Genomic DNA, 16187 nt, shown 5'->3' with positions numbered 1-16187 from the left:
CAGCGCAGCGCTTCGCCAAGAGATACCAATTTTTCAGAGACTTATCGCAGAAATATCGCCGAGCTGGAATGCGCGTGGGGCGTGCGATACCGATGATGCGGCCGAAGAAGATCAAGAAACCAAGCCAGGCCAAACCGGCCCGCTCCCGGGGGCGCCGGCCCCAAGCGGTGCCGAAAGTGTCCGGCAGCTTGCGCCGCCCAGCCGTTGAGATCGGCGAGCTGGTGCGCCAGCGCGCGCAGGCTGAGGCCGCGATCGCCGAGGCGCGCAAGTCGAACGCGCGATTGCGCGAGGCGATCGACATCCTGCCGCAGGGCATCGTGTTCCTGGACCCGGAGGGCCGCTACACGCTCTGGAACAAGAAATACTCGGAAATCTACAAGCGCAGCTCCGATCTGTTCGAGCACGGTGCGCGCCTGGAAGACACCATCCGCATCGGTGTCGCGCGCGGCGATTATCCCGAGGCCAAAGGCCGCGAGGAAGAGTGGATCGCCGAACGGGTCAAGAAGATGTACCAGCCGGGCGAACGGCACGAGCAGGTGCTAGCCGACGGCCGCGTGGTATTGATCGAGGAGCGACTGACCGCCGATGGCGGCATCGTCGGTCTGCGCGTCGACATCACCGAACTGAAGCAGCGCGAAGCGTCGTTCCGCCTGCTGTTCGACGGCAATCCGGTGCCGATGATCCTGTGTGCGCTCGACGGCGAACGGATCCTCGCCGTCAACGACGCCGCGATCGCGCATTACGGCTACGTCCGTGCCGAATTCGAGCGAATGACGATCAGGAGCCTGCAGGCGTTCGACACCGAATTGCCCTGGGCCGCCGGCCGCAGCAGCGACGAGCAGGCGGCGCGGACCTGGAAGCATGTGCGCGCAGACGGCACGCTGATCGACCTTGCGATCTATTCGCGCCAGCTGATGCATGGCGACCAGCCGGCGATGCTGCTCGCGCTGATGGACATCACCGAGCGCAAGCGCGCCGAGGCGCGGCTCGCCTTCATGGCCCAGCACGACAGCCTGACCGGCCTGCCCAACCGCAACCTGCTGCGTCAGCAGATGGACGAGATGCTGCAGCACACCCGCCGCTCGACCGACAAGGTTGCGGTGCTGATCCTCGGGCTCGACAATTTCAAGGCGGTCAACGAGACGCTCGGCCACGGCATCGGCGACAAGCTGTTGCGCGGGGTCGCCAAGCGCCTGCGCTCGACGCTGCGCGAGGAAGATGCGATGGCGCGCCTCAACTCCGATGAATTCACCATCGTGCAGGGCGGCGTGATGCGGCCTGAGGACGCGGTGCTGCTGGCAAGGCGGATCCTGGACGCGATCGGCGAGCCGTACCTGCTCGAGGGGCATTCGGTGGTGATCGGCGCCAGCATCGGGATCGCGATGTCGCCCGGCGATGGCGAGGATTCCGAAAAGCTGTTGAAGAGCGCCGACATGGCATTGTCGCGCGCGAAGAGCGAATTCCGCGGCACCTTCTCGTTCTTCGAGGCCGAGATGGATGCGCGCGCCCAGAGCCGCCGCAAGATCGAGATCGATTTGCGCGATGCGATCCAGAACGAAGGCCTGCGGCCCTATTACCAGCCGCTGGTCGATCTCGCGAGCGGACGCATCACCGGCTTCGAGGCTTTGGTGCGCTGGCCGCATCCGGAGCGCGGCATGATCTCGCCCGGCGAGTTCATCCCGGTGGCGGAGGAGACCGGCCTGATCAACCCATTGGGCGCGCTGATGCTGCATCGCGCCTGCATGGATGCGGCGCAATGGCCCGATGACGTGCGCGTCGCGGTCAATCTGTCGCCGCTGCAATTCCGCACCGGCAATCTGCTGGCGCTGATCACCGACGCGTTGCGGCAATCCGGCCTGCCGGCGCGGCGGCTCGAGCTCGAAATCACCGAGACGCTGCTGCTCGAGAAGAGCAGTCAGGTGCTGGCGACGCTGCATGCGCTGCGCGCGCTCGGGGTGCGGATGTCGATGGACGATTTCGGCACCGGCTATTCGAGCCTCAGCTATCTGCGCAGCTTTCCGTTCGACAAGATCAAGATCGACCAGTCCTTCGTGCGCGGCCTCGGCTCGAACCCGGACGCGCAGGCGATCGTGCGTTCGATCGTCAGCCTCGGCATGGGGCTCGGCGTCATCATCACCGCGGAAGGTGTCGAGACCGAAGCGGAGCTGAGCTGCCTGCGCGCCGAGGGCTGCCACGAGGGCCAGGGTTTTCTGTTCAGCCGGGCGCGGCCGAATGCCGAGGTCATCAGCCTGCTGAAGGCGCAGCGCGTCGCGACGGCGGCGTAGCGAAGCCTACGTCGCTTTCTTGTTCAAATGATAGGTCAGCGCCAGCGCCACGCAGTGGCGCAGCGCTACCTCCGGAAGCTTGCCGGCGACATCGAGCAGGATCGCGCGGTTGCCGCTGTAGCTGAGCTCGGGATAGAGCTCACGGAAAGTCTCGACCAGGTTGGTCTGGCAGTGGAAGTAGATCGCGACCTGGCCGGCGGCCGGCTTCACCTGATCGATCCGGATCGTGCTGCCGCTGCCGGTCTCCGGCGTCAGGTAGCTCGGCTGACCCCATTTCAGCGTCTCTTCCAGCGCGCCGACGCCCCTGGTCGCCTTCGCGGTCTCGAAGATCAGGCGACGCAGCGCCAGCAGCCTGGCCTTGACCGGGGCAGGGTAGGTGTCGAACAGCGCATCAGCGGCTTTCGCGTGCGGGCGTCGTGCCGCCTTGCTGGTCGATGTTGCCGGCTTGCGCATGGTGGGCTCCGCGAGGAGGGCGTGTCGTGTCTATCTACCACAGCGCCTTGAAGGTCATATAGACCGCCATCAGCGACACGAAGAAGATCATCGCGATGCGCAGCGTCGCGCGGTCGATGCGGTTGGCGGCGCGGGCGCCGAGATCGGTGCCGGCGAGCAGGCCGACGATGACGCCTGCCAGCACCGGCCATGACGCGAGCGCGCCCTCGCTCCAATAGATCCAGGCCGACGGGATCGTGGTCGGGATCAGCGACATCACGAGGCTCGCCATCTGCGCCTGATGCTGCGGCACCCCGAGCACGGCGCTCAATCCGACCACGGTCGCCAGTCCGCCGCCGATGCCGAGAAAGCCGGACGACAGGCCGGCAAGCAGGCCAACAATGAGCAGCGCCGGCCACGATATGTCGCGCGTGGCGTCATCGCCGTCATGCTCCGGCTTGTCGCGTCCGCCGCGCAGGATCAGCATCGCGTCAAGCGCGACGAGATAGGCCACATAGGTCCAGCGCAGGGCGGGCTCGGCGACGTGGTTCGCGGCAAGCGCGCCGGCGCCGCCGCCGGCTACGAAACCAAACGTCAACAGAACGATCCAGCGCAGCGGCGTGCGGTTGCCGCTTTGCCAATAGCGCCTGATCCCGGTCAGGCTGGTCGGCGGCACCTGCGCGACCAGCGAAATGCCCTGCGCGACATGCTGGCCGGCGCCGAGCAGCAGCACCGAGAACACCACCAGTCCGCCACCGGGGCTGACGCCGAGCAGGCCTGCGGTCAATCCGCCGGCGAGGCCCGTGACGATGCCGGCAATGAGGTCATGGATGTTCACCGCGCCCTCCGTCAATGCCTGGCGGCAAGGCCGGTAAGGAAGATGTCGAAGGCGTGCATCGCCTCCGATGTCGAGACGGTTTCGCCCCACAGCCGCTGCAGCACGATGCCCTGGAACATCGCGACCATCGCCCGCGCCGCGCCGCGCGGCTGCACGCTGCGGTCGATCGCGCCGCTCTTCTGGCCGCGTCGCAGCAACTCCACGATCAGGGCGATCGGCTGGCGGATTCCGCTGATCACCTGCTCGCGGACCACGTCGTCGCGCAGCGCCTCGGCCCAGAGCTGCAAGGCGACGCGGCGGGCGCGCAGTCCCTCTTCCTTCTGCAGGTCGCCGAGAAAGGCGCGGGCGATCGACCGCAGGCTCTGCAGCACATCATCCGATGGGCCCTTGAGCGCGAGCAGGGCGCTGTCGCGACCATGGCGGCTTTCCCCGATCGCCTGGATCAACTCCTCCTTGCCGGCGAAATGCCCGTAGATGCAGCCGGCGCTGAGCCCGGACTGCTTGATCACGTCCTGGATCGTGGTCTGGTGAAATCCCTGGCGGGCAAAGCAGATCTCCGCGGCCTGCAGGATCTCCTCGCGGCGGATCGCGAGCGTTTCGGGTTTCACCTTCGGCATTGTCGGTCCTTGTCGCGAATTCGGGCCACGGCTCGCCGGCGAGCGAGGCCGGCTTGACGATCGTCTGCCATCATTATAAAGAACGAATATTCGTTTTGTAAAGAGAGGAGCAATCGGCATGATCGGCTTTGCAAAGCTTTTGTGGCACCCAGGCGCAGGCGAAATGGCCGATGTCGAGCTGCCGTCGACCGGCTCGCGTATCGCGTTCCTGCTCGCGAGCTTCGCGATCGTGCTGCTGTTCGAGGCCGCGTTTCCGCTGTTCAGCTATGGCCGCGGCGAGCGGATGCGCAACATCGGCCGCAACGTCGCCATCACCGTGATCTTCGTCGGCGTGAACCTGCTGCTCAGCCCGCTGTCGCCGCTGGCCGCGCAATGGACGTGGGATGCGAAATTCGGCCTGTCGTACTGGCTTGGCCTGTCGCCCCCGGAGCAGCTTCTGCTCGGCCTCATCGGGCTCGACCTGTTCGCCTATTTCGCCCACGTCTCCATGCACAAGCTCGGCTGGATGTGGCGCTTCCACCGCATGCACCATGCCGACCGCTTCGTCGATGTCACCACGGCCTTCCGCGAGCATCCCGGCGAAACGCTGTGGCGGATCGGCTGGCACATCGCGGGTGTGCTGGTGTTCGGAACGCCGGCCTGGGTGCTGGTCACCTATCTGACGCTGTCGGCGCTCAACGCGCAGTTCGAGCATGCCAATATCCGTCTTCCCGAGCGGCTCGATCGCTGGTTGCGGCTCGTCTTCGTGACACCGAACATGCACAAGATGCATCATTCCCGTCACCAGCCGGAGACCGACAGCAATTATTCCAATCTGCTCTCGATCTGGGATCGGCTCGGCGGCACCTACAATCACGGTCCGCGCTTCGCGGAGCTGCGCTACGGCCTCGATGGTTTTGATGATCCCGAGAAGCAATCGCTGCCCGGGCTGCTCAAGATGCCGTTCATGGGCAAATGGGGGCAGGACGGGTCAGGGCCGGACGACAAGGCGGAGCGATCGGCGCCGCCGCCCGTGCTGCCCTGGCCGTGATCACGCTCTAGTACTGCTGCGTCATAGGCAAGAGGCGTACGCTTCCAGGCCCGTCATCCCCGCGCAAAGGCGTCGCCTTTGCCGCTGGAGGTGCGAGCTCTTGCGAGCCTCGAAGGGTGCACGGCCCCGCTGGTGGCCGTCGACCCTTCGAGGGCCGCTGAAGAAGCGGCCACCTCAGGGTGACGGATGACGGGTATTGTGCCTATGGCACAGTAAGATTAAGCGGCGTTGCGCAGTCCGGCGAGGAAGGTGTCGACGCTGTGCGACAGCGCGGATGCGTGATCGCCGAGCTGGCTGGACGTATCCAGCACATTGCCGGTAAGGGCGCGGGATTGGCCGGCGGCCTCGCTCGCGCCGGCGATATTGGCGGAGACTTCGACGGTCCCGGCGGAGGCCTGCTGCACGCTGCGGGCAATCTCCCGCGTCGCCGAGTCCTGCTGCTCGACGGCGGCCGCGATGGCGGTGGCGATCCCCGAGATCTCGCGGATGGTGCCGCTGATGTCGCCGATTGCGCTGACGCAATTGCCGGTGGCTGACTGGATCGCGCCGACCTGGCCGGCGATTTCCTCGGTCGCCTTCGCGGTCTGGCTCGCCAATCCCTTCACCTCGGCGGCGACCACGGCAAAGCCGCGGCCGGCCTCGCCGGCGCGCGCGGCCTCGATGGTGGCGTTGAGCGCCAGCAGATTGGTCTGGCTGGCGATCGCGCTGATCAGGCGCAGCACGTCGCCGATCTTCTCGGCGGATGCGGCCAGGCTCGTCACCATCTCGGTGGTCTCCTTGGCCTTGGCGACTGCATTGTCGGCGACATGGCTGGAATGGGTGACCTGGCGGCCGATCTCGGTGATCGAGGAGGCCAGCTCTTCGGTGGCGGCTGCGACCGCATTGACGCTGGCCGACGCCTCCTCGGACGCGGCAGCCGCCGCCGTGGTCCGTTCCGAGGCGCCGTTGACGCTGGTGGTGATCTCGTTGGCGACGCGCTGCATGTCGCTCGACGACCGCGCGACCGCGGCGACCATGCCCTTGACGTCGGATTCGAAGCGGTCGGCCATCTGCCGCTGCAACGCCTGCTGGTCGGCTGCAGCCTTCACCTTGTCGGCTTCCTGCGCGTCGCGCAGCGAAGAGGTCTCGATCATGCCGCGGCGGAACACGTCGACCGCCTTGGCCATGGTGCCGAGCTCGTCGCGGCGCTCGCTGCCGGGAATCGTGACGCTGGTATCGCCGCTGGACAGGCGGTTCATCACGGCGGTGATCGCGGTGAGCGGCCGGGACAGGCCGCGGCCGAGCAGGAACGCGAGCAACACGGCTGCGGCCAGGATCGCGACCGTGCCGAGGATCAGATTGCGCTGCGCGCTTGATGCGGCGGCTTCATAGTCGCTGGTGTCCTTGATGATCTCGAGCACGGCGACCGGTTCGCCGGCATAGTTCTTGATCTGCCCGAGATAGAGCTCCACCGCATGGCCGTCGAGCGTAGCGTCGCGCAGCAGTGCCGAACCGCTCATCACCCCCTTGAGCTCGTCCTGGGTCGCGACCACCGTGTCGCCGAAGGTCGAGGACAGCCGCTTGAAGCTCTGGCCGTCGAAGGAATGCACGGCGAGGTCGATGCCGAAGCGCTTCTTGGCGCGGTCGACGAATTCCTTGCCGAAGGCGGCGCCGACGTCGACATTGGCCAGCGTCTTGCCGTCGTGCATGATCGGGGTCATGCCGAAGATCGAAAGCGCTTCGCGGCCGGGCTCGACGCCGACGATCGGCTTGCCGGCTTTGATCGATTCCACCACCGTCGTGCGCCGCGCGGAGGCGTCATCGCCGAACAGCTTTGGCGCGTGGACCCGGTAGAAGCTCGTCGCCGGGGTCTGCCAGAACGAGATCAGCGGGATGCCCTGCGCCTTCATCGACGCCCAGGGAGCGCTGAGCAGCTTTCCGAGGCCATCGCGGTCGCCCCTAGCGATGGCATCCTCGACCGGCGGCAAGGCGGCGATGACAGCCGAGACCGCCAGCGCAGCGCGCCCCTCGTAGTCGATCGCTGCAATCACGCTGTCATATTGCAGCTTGAGCTGCTGATCGAGAGCCAGCCGGGTCAACGCGCGCTGCTGGCTGATGGAGAAGCCGCCGAGGATGGCGCAGGCGACTGCAACGGTCAGCGAAATCGCCAGGATCAGGCGGGCGGCAATCGATCGAAGCGTGAACATGGGACCAGCGGAACTCCAGGCATTAGCGCCGCCCGCAAAGTCTCAGAAAAAGCTTAACAACCGGGTGTTGTTGCGGCCGGTATTCGTGCCGCGACCGTTGTCGCCGGTGCTACTTTCGTACCGAGCGGCTGGAGCGGGATGGAGTTAGGTTGAATCAGTCGGACCGCAGACTCGCTTCGCCTCTCCCGATTGCGGGTGGGGGCTCTCTCCACGATGGGATACGCGGCGATACCCACCCCAGCCCTCCCCCTGCGCTGCTTGGCCTTTGTCCTTGTCCGGTTGATTGCACACAACTCAGCGGCATTCAGAATGGAGGATTAACGGTTAATACACGCATAGCGTGCATCATTGCCTCGCCTGCGCTAGAGTTCAGACGCGGACAATTTCGATTCTCGACCGCGCCTTGCAAGCGAGCTTTCGATCAATGATCCAGCGCGGTCTGTCGATATTCGATCCGCCTCAAGACCTGGTCGACGCCTCCGGGGTGACACCCAAGCTGGGTGAAGACGAGCGGGTTGTCTGGATTGGCACGCCAGGATGGTTCAGTACTTTCTTCTGCTCAACGACCGTTCCTACGTGGGGAGCTCTTTTCCTGGCGCTTTTCGCGTACCACGGAATCTATACCCTAACACCCGAGCAACACGCCATTGAAGGGCTCGTAAGAGGACGATGGATAGTTGTCTGTGTGATAGTCATATTTGCTTTCATACCTCAGTTATTCGCGCTGCGCATAGGCGGGGCATTTGCGTATATTCTCACGACAGAACGAATGATCGTAAAAATCGATCAGACAAGAATGTTCGTCAGATGGCTTAGGTACTTCAAGCGCGTCGCCGATACGGATGGCTTTGCTGCATATGATTTGAGATACCTCAACGGCGCTTGCGTCTATGCCGGCTTGTGGTGCTACGGAAATGTAAGCGTCCGCCATATCGTCGGCTCGTTCGGCGAACTCAGATACGACACATATAAATCCGAACCAGTTTTTCGTGACCGCAGATTCGTAAAAGTCGGGCGCAGGTTGCCTCACTTCCGTTTGGCCGAGACACCTTGCAACGTGTACTTCGGTATCAAGGATGTGCGCAGGCTAGGTGATCTTCTTAATGATCAATGCGCGGCCGATATTGAGCGCATAGCGTCCCGGCGACGCTGACGCGAAAGCTGGAGGCCCGTCAAATGGGCTATTCGGAGGACCGCTCTAATTTGCAGGCATGTCTGGAACCGGCCCATCGCATCAGATCGCTGCGACGCCGCCCGCCGTTTGGATGAATTTCGTGCAGGAACCATGCCCTACCTCGGATGTTGGAAAGCAATGCGATAACTAGGGAGGAACTCGTATGAGAACCCTGTTACTGGCTGGTGTATTGGCGGTAGCTGGTTTCGCCATCGCCACGCCGATCTCCACTGCACCCGCGTTGGCTCAAGTTGCCGTTGAAACTCCGCTCGGAGGCGTAGTAGTGGGCCCGGAGCGGCGTTACTACCGAGACTACGATCGACCCGCTTATCGCGCCTACGGATATGACAACGGATATGATCGCGGATATCGCGGTGGATGCCGCACCGTCACGATCGAGCGCGACGACGGTTCGGTCCGCAGGATCCGCCGTTGCGACTAACAGTATCGGTTGGCGCTCACAAGAGCGCCGAGCTGAAAGAATTGGGAGCTATCCACTAAGGCCGCCTCAGTTGGCGGCCTCTTTCATTTCGCGAATGTCGCCTTGTTGGCCCTTTTCGGAAGTGCCGCGCTGGCTAATCGAAAGTCCCGGTGTTGAGGTGAAGCGGTCGTTACGATTGCGTGTTCCGACTTCTGAGTTTGACCCGAAGCGGGCCCTGCCTTTAGGCCGCCCTCGGATGTCCGCGGCCCGCATCTCGCGCCGTCTGCGTTGAAACCGAAACATTTTCTGGCCTGAATGATTTACTCTTGGGGCTTCGCAAGATGCGAGGCATTCATGAATCCTCTCTCGGCGGGCGACGTGTTCCTTACGGTCGCGATCATGAGCGCCACTTTCCTGGCCGAAATCGCTCTTTTCATCTTGATTGGGCTGATCTGAAAGGATCGCGCCGTGCAGCGCGCTAGTTCTCCGTGATCTTGATGGTTGAGACCGGCCATCTTCCGTCATGACCTTTGATCGAAATCCGAAGCCCGTGCAATTCATCCAGCCAAACGTGCTCGACCGTGCCTGCTTTTCCATCTGTAAGGACGACGGCTTTGCCGATCAATTCGGCTTGTGCCTCGCCGTACTCATTCAGAATTCTTGACGCACGGCGCTTCACCGATGGCATTGCTCATCCAATTCGGCCGAGCCGTCTCAGCGGCGAACCTTGTCCCAGCGCTCGGCCGCTGGAATGATCGATGGTGATTGCTCCTCCAATTCGCGGAGCCGGTCGATTTGCTGTCTAAGTCCCTCTGGTAGTCCCGGCTCTGGCTTCAGCGACGCGCCCAATCTCTCGCCGATCTCTCGAACGATGGCGCGGCTGTGCGCGTGGTCAAGGTCAACGCGATGGTTCATGCAATTGCTCTCGTTCCCGTAAATGCAAACCCAGCCAAAGTCCGACATCGTAGCTACCGCCTCCGTAACCTCAGTGGAGGCACGGCCAGCGACTTTTGAATGGACCGGGAGACCGCCGCTTTTGGCTATCTGCGCGAGCGCTCGTTTTCACAACAGCGGGTCTTTGGTCGCGACCTTTGGCTATCCGCGACATGCGCGGACTTTCTACCAGCGAGGGGCGGTCTCGCATCTCTCTAAAGCCCGGCGTGCGCTTTCGTTCCTTGATCTCGCGACGCGATGTTCCATTCGGAGGAACCCGGAGTGGGAGGTCGACGCATCCCATCGATGCCATCGTTGCGCGCGGGAACCATTTCTGAGAGTGCCCAGTTAGTTCATGGGGCGATGAAGGGACCATCGTCATGAGGACCAAATATCTCGCTGCGATTGCGATAGTTGTTCTTGCCGCTTGTAGCGGGCTGGTCGTGAATTCCGTCGGCTCGCTCTATCCCGAAAAGCAGTCCACGCTGTCCGCCAGACAAGTGGCGGACCGATTAGCTGGATCCTTGGATCCGTATTTGACACGGTCTGGTGGCTAACAGCCGGTGTAACTCAGAAAGCATTGGCGGCGCTCCTAAGTCATGAGGCATCGTGCCCGTGCGGCAAGTTGGGCTGTAACACATCCCATGGCGCTCGCACCCATACGTCGCGTTCTTCGTCTGTCAGAATTGAACGCTGCTTCTGCGTACGCCGCAACGTCATGTCCGTTACTTCCGATATTGGCCCAAAACCGACATGCCGTTGTCACCCGGCGATATCAGGTTTTAGGGGGCAGAGCCGACATGGCGGATTCATGAGTACGCGCCCTGGTTCAACCTGACTTCATCGCGCTTTAGCGCGCTGTCGGCGGCGCGGAGAGATTCCCCACCAGGATCGCCTTGCCGGCATCCTCATACTGGGTGTCGCGGGCCTGGATCTGCTGCGCGATCGCGTGCATGTCGCGAAACCGCCGCTCGAACGGATTCTTGGCGAATACCGCGGTTGCCCCCGACATGTGATAGGCGATGTCGACCACGGCGGCCGACTGGTGGATGGTCCAGGTCGAGGCGATGCGGATCGCGATCCGATGCGCCTCGCTGATGGGATCGCCGCGCGACAGATCGCGCCAGACGTCGTTCGCCGTCGCGTAGAGATAGGCGCGAGCGGCGCGCAGGCTCGCCTCGGTGCGGCCGATCTGGCCCTGCACCGCGTTGTGGTCGCGCATCGCCTTGAGGCCCTGCGGGGTCTTGCCGCGGGCAAGTTCGGTCGCCGCATCCAGCATGGCGCGCGCGACGCCGAGCGAGGTGGCGGCAAAGCCCATGCTGAACACCATGTTGGTGGAGAGCTTGTAGAGCGGACCCGGTTCGCGGCACGCGGTGGGATCGTCGCGCAGCGCCGCGAATTTTTCCGGGATGAAGAGGTTGTCGACCGAGTAGGAATCGGTGCCGGTGCCCTTCAGGCCGATCACGTCCCAGACGTCGTACATCACAGCCGATGACATCGGGAACAGGATGGTGCGGATCTCCGGCGAGTCGTCGGCCTTCTTGCGCGGCGAGCCGTCGGCCTCGACGACGCGGACATGGGCGCCGAGCCAGCTCGCCTGCCGCGAGCCCGAGGCGAAGTCCCAGCGCGCATTGGCGCGGTAGCCGCCGGGCTCGGCGCGGACCTCATGGGCGATCGCGCCCCAGGCGAGAATCCCGGGCGCGGTGTTGAAGATCTCGTTGGCCGCGTCGGGCTCGAGATAGGCCGCGGTCATGGCGCAGACGCCGCACTGGCCGAGGCACCAGGCGGTCGACGCGTCGGCCTTGGCGATCTCCTCCTGCATCTGCATGAACGCTTCCAGGGTCGCCTCGGCGCCGCCAAAACGCTTCGGCAGCAGCGCGCGATAGAGCCCGTTCTCGACCAGCGCCGATGTGACGGAAGGCGTCAGCCGCCGCGTCCGTTCGATCTCGTCGGCTTCAGCTATGATCAGCGGCGCCAGCGCGCGCGCCCGCTCGACAAGGTCGAACCCCTGCGGCTTGTTCATGCGTTTCCTCGGCCCCTTCTGACATTGTTGTTGGGCGGATGCACGATGGTGACCCATCCAACAGGGGAGGGCAAGGCGGGACGGCGCCGACGCAGATCAGCTATCCATCCCAAGCTCCGATGTGTGATTGATCGACAGACGCGCACGCTCAGGCCGTGGCGCGGCCGAGATCGAGCGACGGCCGGCGCTTGGTGGAGAAGCTCAGCGCGACCGCGACCGCGGCGAGGCCGATCGCAAAGGAACCGGCGTGCAGCCATGTGTAGCCGTGGAACGTGTCGAACACGTAACCGCCGGCCCATGGCCCGAGCGCCATGCCGAGGCTCGCGAAGGCCGACACCGCGCCGAACACCGTGCCCATGATCCGTGCGCCGAAGAACTCGCGCACCAGCACGGCATAGAGCGGCATCACGCCGCCATAGGCGAGGCCGAACACGACCGACAGCGCATAGAATTCGCCGAGCTGCGCCACCGCCAGATAAGTCGCGATCGACAGCGCCTGCACCAGCAGGCCGCCGACCAGCACCGGCTTTGCCCCGAGCCGATCTGCGAGCACGCCGAGCAGCAGCCGTCCGCCGAGTCCGGAGAAGCCGGCGAGGCTGTAGACCGTGACTGCGGTCAACGGCGCGATGCCGCACACCATGGCGTAGGACACCATGTGGAAGATCGGCCCGGAATGCGCCGCACAGCAGGCGAAATGCGCCAGTGCCAAGGTGATGAATTGCGGCGTGCGCAGCGCCTGCGCCACGGTCCATTCCGCTTGTGGCGCGTTCGCGGCCGCGCCAGTCGCGACGGTCGATCCGTGGGGCGCGGGGCGCACCAGGAAAGATGCCGGGATCAACAGCGCCCATGCGACGATGCCGATGACGAGCATCGCAAAGCGCCAGTCATAGGCCGTGATCAGCCAGCTTGCCGATGGCGCGACGGTCAGCGGCGATACGCCCATGCCGGCCGACACCAGCGCCACCGCGAGGCTGCGATGCTTGTCGATCCAGGCGCTGGCGAGCGCCATCATCGGCGCATAGAAGCTGCCGGCGGCGATCCCGATCAGCACGCCGAAGCACAGCTGGAATTGCCACAGGCTCTGCGCCTGGCTTGCCGTCACGAGGCCAAGGCCGAGCAGCAGGCTGCCCGCCAGCACCACGATGCGGGTGCCGAACCGGTCGGACAGCGCGCCCCAGGCAAACGCCGCAAAGCCCATGCAGAGGAAATCCAGCGTCGCTGCTGCCGATATGCCGGCGCGCGACCAGCCCATCGCATCCGAGATCGGCTGCAGGAACACCGCGAGCGACAGCATGGTGCCGAAGCCGACGCAGGTCATCAGCGCGCCCGCGCCGACGACGACCCAGCCATAGTCGAACCGAGCGTCCTTGCTCATGCGTTTCCCCGGCGCTGTTGTTTTTGTGGTGCGCGCAGGGAGGATGGTGGCCTATCTGAGGTCCAGGGGCAATATGACGGGCAACATGCCTCTCATTCCGGGATCAGCGGATTGTGAGTTGCGTGTGCGAGATGTCGCAGCGACGCGGCTAAAGCGCGATGAGATTGGGTTGAACCATCATCGCGCTTTAGCTTCTTGTTTGAGCATGATCTTTCGGAAAACCGCGTCACACTTTTCCGGATCATGCTCTACCCGCAATTCCACGCCCGCCCGATCGGCGTCCAGGTCCAGCACGGGCCAAAACTGCCGCCATTGTAGCGGCCGCGGTAGAATCCGGGGCGGCCGAAATAATACATGTCGTCGCCATACCAGTAGCGCGGCGAATAATCCGGGTAGCCGCGGGCCGCGCCGCGCGGTCCGAGCACTGGAATGGTTTCGTTGGGCGGCTGCCGGTAGCCGGGCAGGAAGCCATAGCCGTGCCAGCGGGCGCTCTGCCGCTTTTTCGAGGAAGCGGCCGCGCTAAGGTCCGGCTGCAGCAAGGCGAGGATAACAATCGAGAGAGACAGGATGCGCAACATGGCGGCAGCTTAGTCCGCACGTCGCGTCGTGGCGATTCAAATCATGGTGCGTTTTGTTGCTGGGACAAAAATAGGCAACAGGCGCCCCGGCTGCGGCGCGTCAGCTATCCACCTCAGGCTACTTTGCATGGGGTTGTTTTCGAGATTTTCGGTTCGGGCGGGACTGGTGTCGTTGTCGTCAAGCCGGCGACAGCTCGTGACGGCGCCTCAGGATGACGGGGTGATTGCTCAGCTTGCTCAGTGTCATCACCCGCGCATGCGGGTGATCCAGTATTCCAGAGACCGCAGTGCTTGAGCCGAGAGGCCACGGCGTACTGGATCGCCCGATCGAGCCGGGCGATGACAGCGGTGGACGAGGATATAGCCTCACATCCTCTCAGCTATCCACCTTGAGTGCGGCGATGAAGGCTTCCTGCGGGATGTCGACCTTGCCGAACTGCCGCATCTTCTTCTTGCCTTCCTTCTGCTTCTCCAGAAGTTTCCGTTTGCGCGTGATGTCGCCGCCGTAGCACTTCGCGGTGACGTCCTTGCGCAGCGCGCGGACGGTTTCGCGCGCGATCACCTTGCCGCCGATCGCCGCCTGGATCGGGATCTGGAACATGTGCGGCGGGATCAGCTCCTTCATCTTCTCGACCATGGCGCGGCCGCGGCCCTCGGCGCGGGTGCGATGCACCAGCATCGACAGCGCGTCGACCGGCTCGGCGTTGACCAGGATCTGCATCTTCACGAGATCGGCCGGCTTGTAGTCGGTCAGATGATAGTCGAACGAGGCATAGCCCTTGGAGACCGACTTCAGGCGATCGTAGAAATCGAACACCACTTCATTGAGCGGCAAGTCGTATTTCACCATCGCGCGGGAGCCGACGTAAGTGAGCTCCTTCTGCGCGCCGCGGCGGTCCTGGCACAGCTTCAGCACGCTGCCGAGATATTCGTCGGGGGTGAGGATCGTCGCCTCGATCCACGGCTCCTCGATCTCCGCGATCTTGACCACGTCGGGCATGTCGACCGGGTTGTGGATCTCGAACTCGGTGCCGTCGGTCAGCTTCATCTTGTAGATCACGCTCGGCGCGGTCGCGATCAGATTGAGGTCGAACTCGCGCGACAGCCGCTCCTGGATGATCTCCAGATGCAACAGCCCGAGGAAGCCGCAGCGGAAGCCGAAGCCGAGCGCGGCCGAGGTTTCCATCTCGAAGGAGAAGCTGGCGTCGTTCAGCCTGAGCTTGCCCATCGCGGCGCGCAGCGTCTCGAAATCGTCGGCATCGACCGGGAACAGGCCGCAGAACACGACCGGGATCGCCGGCTTGAAGCCGGGCAGCATTTCGGTGACCGGCTTCCTGTCGTCGGTGATGGTGTCGCCCACTCTCGTGTCGGCGACTTCCTTGATCGCGGCGGTGATGAAGCCGATCTCGCCGGGGCCGAGCTCCTCGACCTGCGTCATCTTCGGCGTGAAGAAGCCGACGCGTTCGATGTCGTAGGCGGCGCCGGTGCCCATCATGCGGATGCGGCTACCCTTCTTCATGGTGCCGTCGACGACGCGGATCAGCACGACGACGCCGAGATAGACGTCGTACCAGCTGTCGACCAAGAGCGCCTTCAGCGTCGCGTCAGGGTCGCCCTTCGGCGGCGGCAGGCGGGTGACGATCGCTTCCAGCACATCGGGCACGCCGAGGCCGGTCTTGGCCGAGATCATCACCGCGTCTGACGCGTCGATGCCGATCACGTCCTCGATCTGCTGCTTGACCTTCTCGGGCTCGGCTGCGGGCAGATCGACCTTGTTCAGGACCGGCACGATCTCATGACCGGCGTCAAGCGCATGGTAGACGTTGGCGAGCGTCTGCGCCTCCACTCCCTGGCTGGCGTCAACCACCAGCAGGGAACCTTCGCACGCCGCCAGCGACCGCGAGACCTCGTAGGCGAAGTCGACATGGCCGGGCGTGTCCATCAGGTTGAAGATGTAATCCTTGCCGTCCTTGGCACGGTAGTTCAGCCGGACGGTCTGCGCCTTGATGGTGATGCCGCGCTCGCGCTCGATATCCATCGAATCGAGCACCTGCTCCTTGCCCGCCATTTCACGATCCGTCAGGCCGCCCGTCATCTGGATCAGGCGGTCGGCGAGGGTCGATTTGCCATGGTCGATATGGGCGACGATGGAGAAGTTGCGGATGTTCGAAATCGGGGCAGTTGTCATGGGGCGCGGGATAGCATCCGCACCCCCGCGCGGGCAACCATATTGCGGTATTTTGCAGGGGTGTGGCGGCGAATCACCGGGGTGTTTCAGTCAGGGCTGCCGCGATC

General features: G+C 64.0%; 13 protein-coding genes. 3 read left to right on the top strand and 10 right to left on the bottom strand.

Annotated features, from left to right (window positions below):
* Positions 1-95 precede the first annotated feature (95 nt).
* Positions 96-2285, top strand: a complete 2190-nt coding sequence (locus tag WDM24_RS38610) for a putative bifunctional diguanylate cyclase/phosphodiesterase (protein WP_338832523.1) — start codon at positions 96-98, stop codon at positions 2283-2285.
* Positions 2286-2291: 6 nt separating this feature from the next.
* Here the strand turns inward: WDM24_RS38610 and WDM24_RS38605 are convergent, their stop codons facing one another.
* From WDM24_RS38605 to WDM24_RS38595, 3 genes are read right to left on the bottom strand one after another with little or no spacing between them, the layout of a single operon-like run.
* A complete protein-coding gene (locus WDM24_RS38605; RefSeq protein WP_338829427.1) occupies positions 2292-2738 on the bottom strand; it encodes a DUF1801 domain-containing protein in 447 nt (148 codons plus the stop codon).
* 34 nt (positions 2739-2772) lie between these two features.
* Positions 2773-3555, bottom strand: a complete 783-nt coding sequence (locus tag WDM24_RS38600) for a sulfite exporter TauE/SafE family protein (protein ID WP_338829426.1) — start codon at positions 3553-3555, stop codon at positions 2773-2775.
* A gap of 11 nt (positions 3556-3566) precedes the next feature.
* Positions 3567-4172 carry a TetR/AcrR family transcriptional regulator gene (locus tag WDM24_RS38595; protein WP_338829425.1) on the bottom strand — a complete coding sequence of 202 codons (606 nt, stop codon included), beginning with the start codon at positions 4170-4172 and terminating at the stop codon, positions 3567-3569.
* Between the two features lie 118 nt (positions 4173-4290).
* Between WDM24_RS38595 and WDM24_RS38590 the strand changes: the two genes are divergently transcribed.
* Positions 4291-5202, top strand: a complete 912-nt coding sequence (locus WDM24_RS38590; protein ID WP_338829424.1) for a sterol desaturase family protein — start codon at positions 4291-4293, stop codon at positions 5200-5202.
* A gap of 218 nt (positions 5203-5420) precedes the next feature.
* On the opposite strand, the gene WDM24_RS38585 is transcribed toward WDM24_RS38590, so the two are convergent.
* Positions 5421-7388: a methyl-accepting chemotaxis protein gene (locus WDM24_RS38585; protein WP_338829423.1), complete on the bottom strand. Its 1968-nt coding sequence runs from the start codon at positions 7386-7388 to the stop codon at positions 5421-5423.
* A 424-nt stretch (positions 7389-7812) separates the two neighbouring features.
* Between WDM24_RS38585 and WDM24_RS38580 the strand changes: the two genes are divergently transcribed.
* On the top strand, positions 7813-8541 hold the full coding sequence (locus tag WDM24_RS38580) for a hypothetical protein (protein WP_338829422.1): 729 nt from the start codon (positions 7813-7815) through the stop codon (positions 8539-8541).
* A gap of 920 nt (positions 8542-9461) precedes the next feature.
* Here WDM24_RS38580 and WDM24_RS38575 read toward each other — a convergent pair.
* From WDM24_RS38575 to lepA, 6 genes are all read right to left on the bottom strand, one after another.
* A complete protein-coding gene (locus WDM24_RS38575; protein WP_166299461.1) occupies positions 9462-9671 on the bottom strand; it encodes a PRC-barrel domain-containing protein in 210 nt (69 codons plus the stop codon).
* Between the two features lie 26 nt (positions 9672-9697).
* Positions 9698-9898 (bottom strand): hypothetical protein, encoded by a 201-nt coding sequence (locus WDM24_RS38570; RefSeq protein ID WP_166299460.1) that lies wholly within the window; start codon positions 9896-9898, stop codon positions 9698-9700.
* 868 nt (positions 9899-10766) lie between these two features.
* The gene (locus tag WDM24_RS38565; protein WP_338829421.1) at positions 10767-11939 is read right to left on the bottom strand and encodes an acyl-CoA dehydrogenase family protein; all 1173 of its coding nucleotides are present in this window, start codon (positions 11937-11939) and stop codon (positions 10767-10769) included.
* Between the two features lie 148 nt (positions 11940-12087).
* The gene (locus tag WDM24_RS38560; RefSeq protein ID WP_338829420.1) at positions 12088-13314 is read right to left on the bottom strand and encodes an MFS transporter; all 1227 of its coding nucleotides are present in this window, start codon (positions 13312-13314) and stop codon (positions 12088-12090) included.
* 248 nt (positions 13315-13562) lie between these two features.
* Positions 13563-13892 (bottom strand): hypothetical protein, encoded by a 330-nt coding sequence (locus tag WDM24_RS38555; RefSeq protein WP_338829419.1) that lies wholly within the window; start codon positions 13890-13892, stop codon positions 13563-13565.
* Between the two features lie 376 nt (positions 13893-14268).
* Entirely contained in the window at positions 14269-16080 is a 1812-nt protein-coding gene (gene lepA / locus WDM24_RS38550) for a translation elongation factor 4 (RefSeq protein ID WP_338829418.1), read from the bottom strand.
* Positions 16081-16187: the final 107 nt, after the last annotated feature.

The sequence above is a fragment of the Bradyrhizobium sp. 27S5 genome (genome assembly GCF_037217225.1).
In the GTDB taxonomy this organism is placed as follows: Bacteria; Pseudomonadota; Alphaproteobacteria; order Rhizobiales; family Xanthobacteraceae; genus Bradyrhizobium; species Bradyrhizobium septentrionale.
Note: the sequence above shows the minus strand (reverse complement) of the source record. Positions and strands in the feature narration are given on the sequence as shown.

Bases quoted from the DNA above. Each gene is read 5' to 3' on its own strand.
- WDM24_RS38570 (WP_166299460.1), bottom strand. From the start codon at position 9,898: ATGAACCATCGCGTTGACCTTGACCACGCGCACAGCCGCGCCATCGTT.
- WDM24_RS38605 (WP_338829427.1), bottom strand. From the start codon at position 2,738: ATGCGCAAGCCGGCAACATCGACCAGCAAGGCGGCACGACGCCCGCAC.
- WDM24_RS38585 (WP_338829423.1), bottom strand. From the start codon at position 7,388: ATGTTCACGCTTCGATCGATTGCCGCCCGCCTGATCCTGGCGATTTCG.
- WDM24_RS38580 (WP_338829422.1), top strand. From the start codon at position 7,813: ATGATCCAGCGCGGTCTGTCGATATTCGATCCGCCTCAAGACCTGGTC.
- WDM24_RS38575 (WP_166299461.1), bottom strand. From the start codon at position 9,671: ATGCCATCGGTGAAGCGCCGTGCGTCAAGAATTCTGAATGAGTACGGC.
- WDM24_RS38560 (WP_338829420.1), bottom strand. From the start codon at position 13,314: ATGAGCAAGGACGCTCGGTTCGACTATGGCTGGGTCGTCGTCGGCGCG.
- WDM24_RS38595 (WP_338829425.1), bottom strand. From the start codon at position 4,172: ATGCCGAAGGTGAAACCCGAAACGCTCGCGATCCGCCGCGAGGAGATC.
- WDM24_RS38610 (WP_338832523.1), top strand. From the start codon at position 96: ATGCGGCCGAAGAAGATCAAGAAACCAAGCCAGGCCAAACCGGCCCGC.
- lepA (WP_338829418.1), bottom strand. From the start codon at position 16,080: ATGACAACTGCCCCGATTTCGAACATCCGCAACTTCTCCATCGTCGCC.
- WDM24_RS38555 (WP_338829419.1), bottom strand. From the start codon at position 13,892: ATGTTGCGCATCCTGTCTCTCTCGATTGTTATCCTCGCCTTGCTGCAG.
- WDM24_RS38590 (WP_338829424.1), top strand. From the start codon at position 4,291: ATGATCGGCTTTGCAAAGCTTTTGTGGCACCCAGGCGCAGGCGAAATG.
- WDM24_RS38565 (WP_338829421.1), bottom strand. From the start codon at position 11,939: ATGAACAAGCCGCAGGGGTTCGACCTTGTCGAGCGGGCGCGCGCGCTG.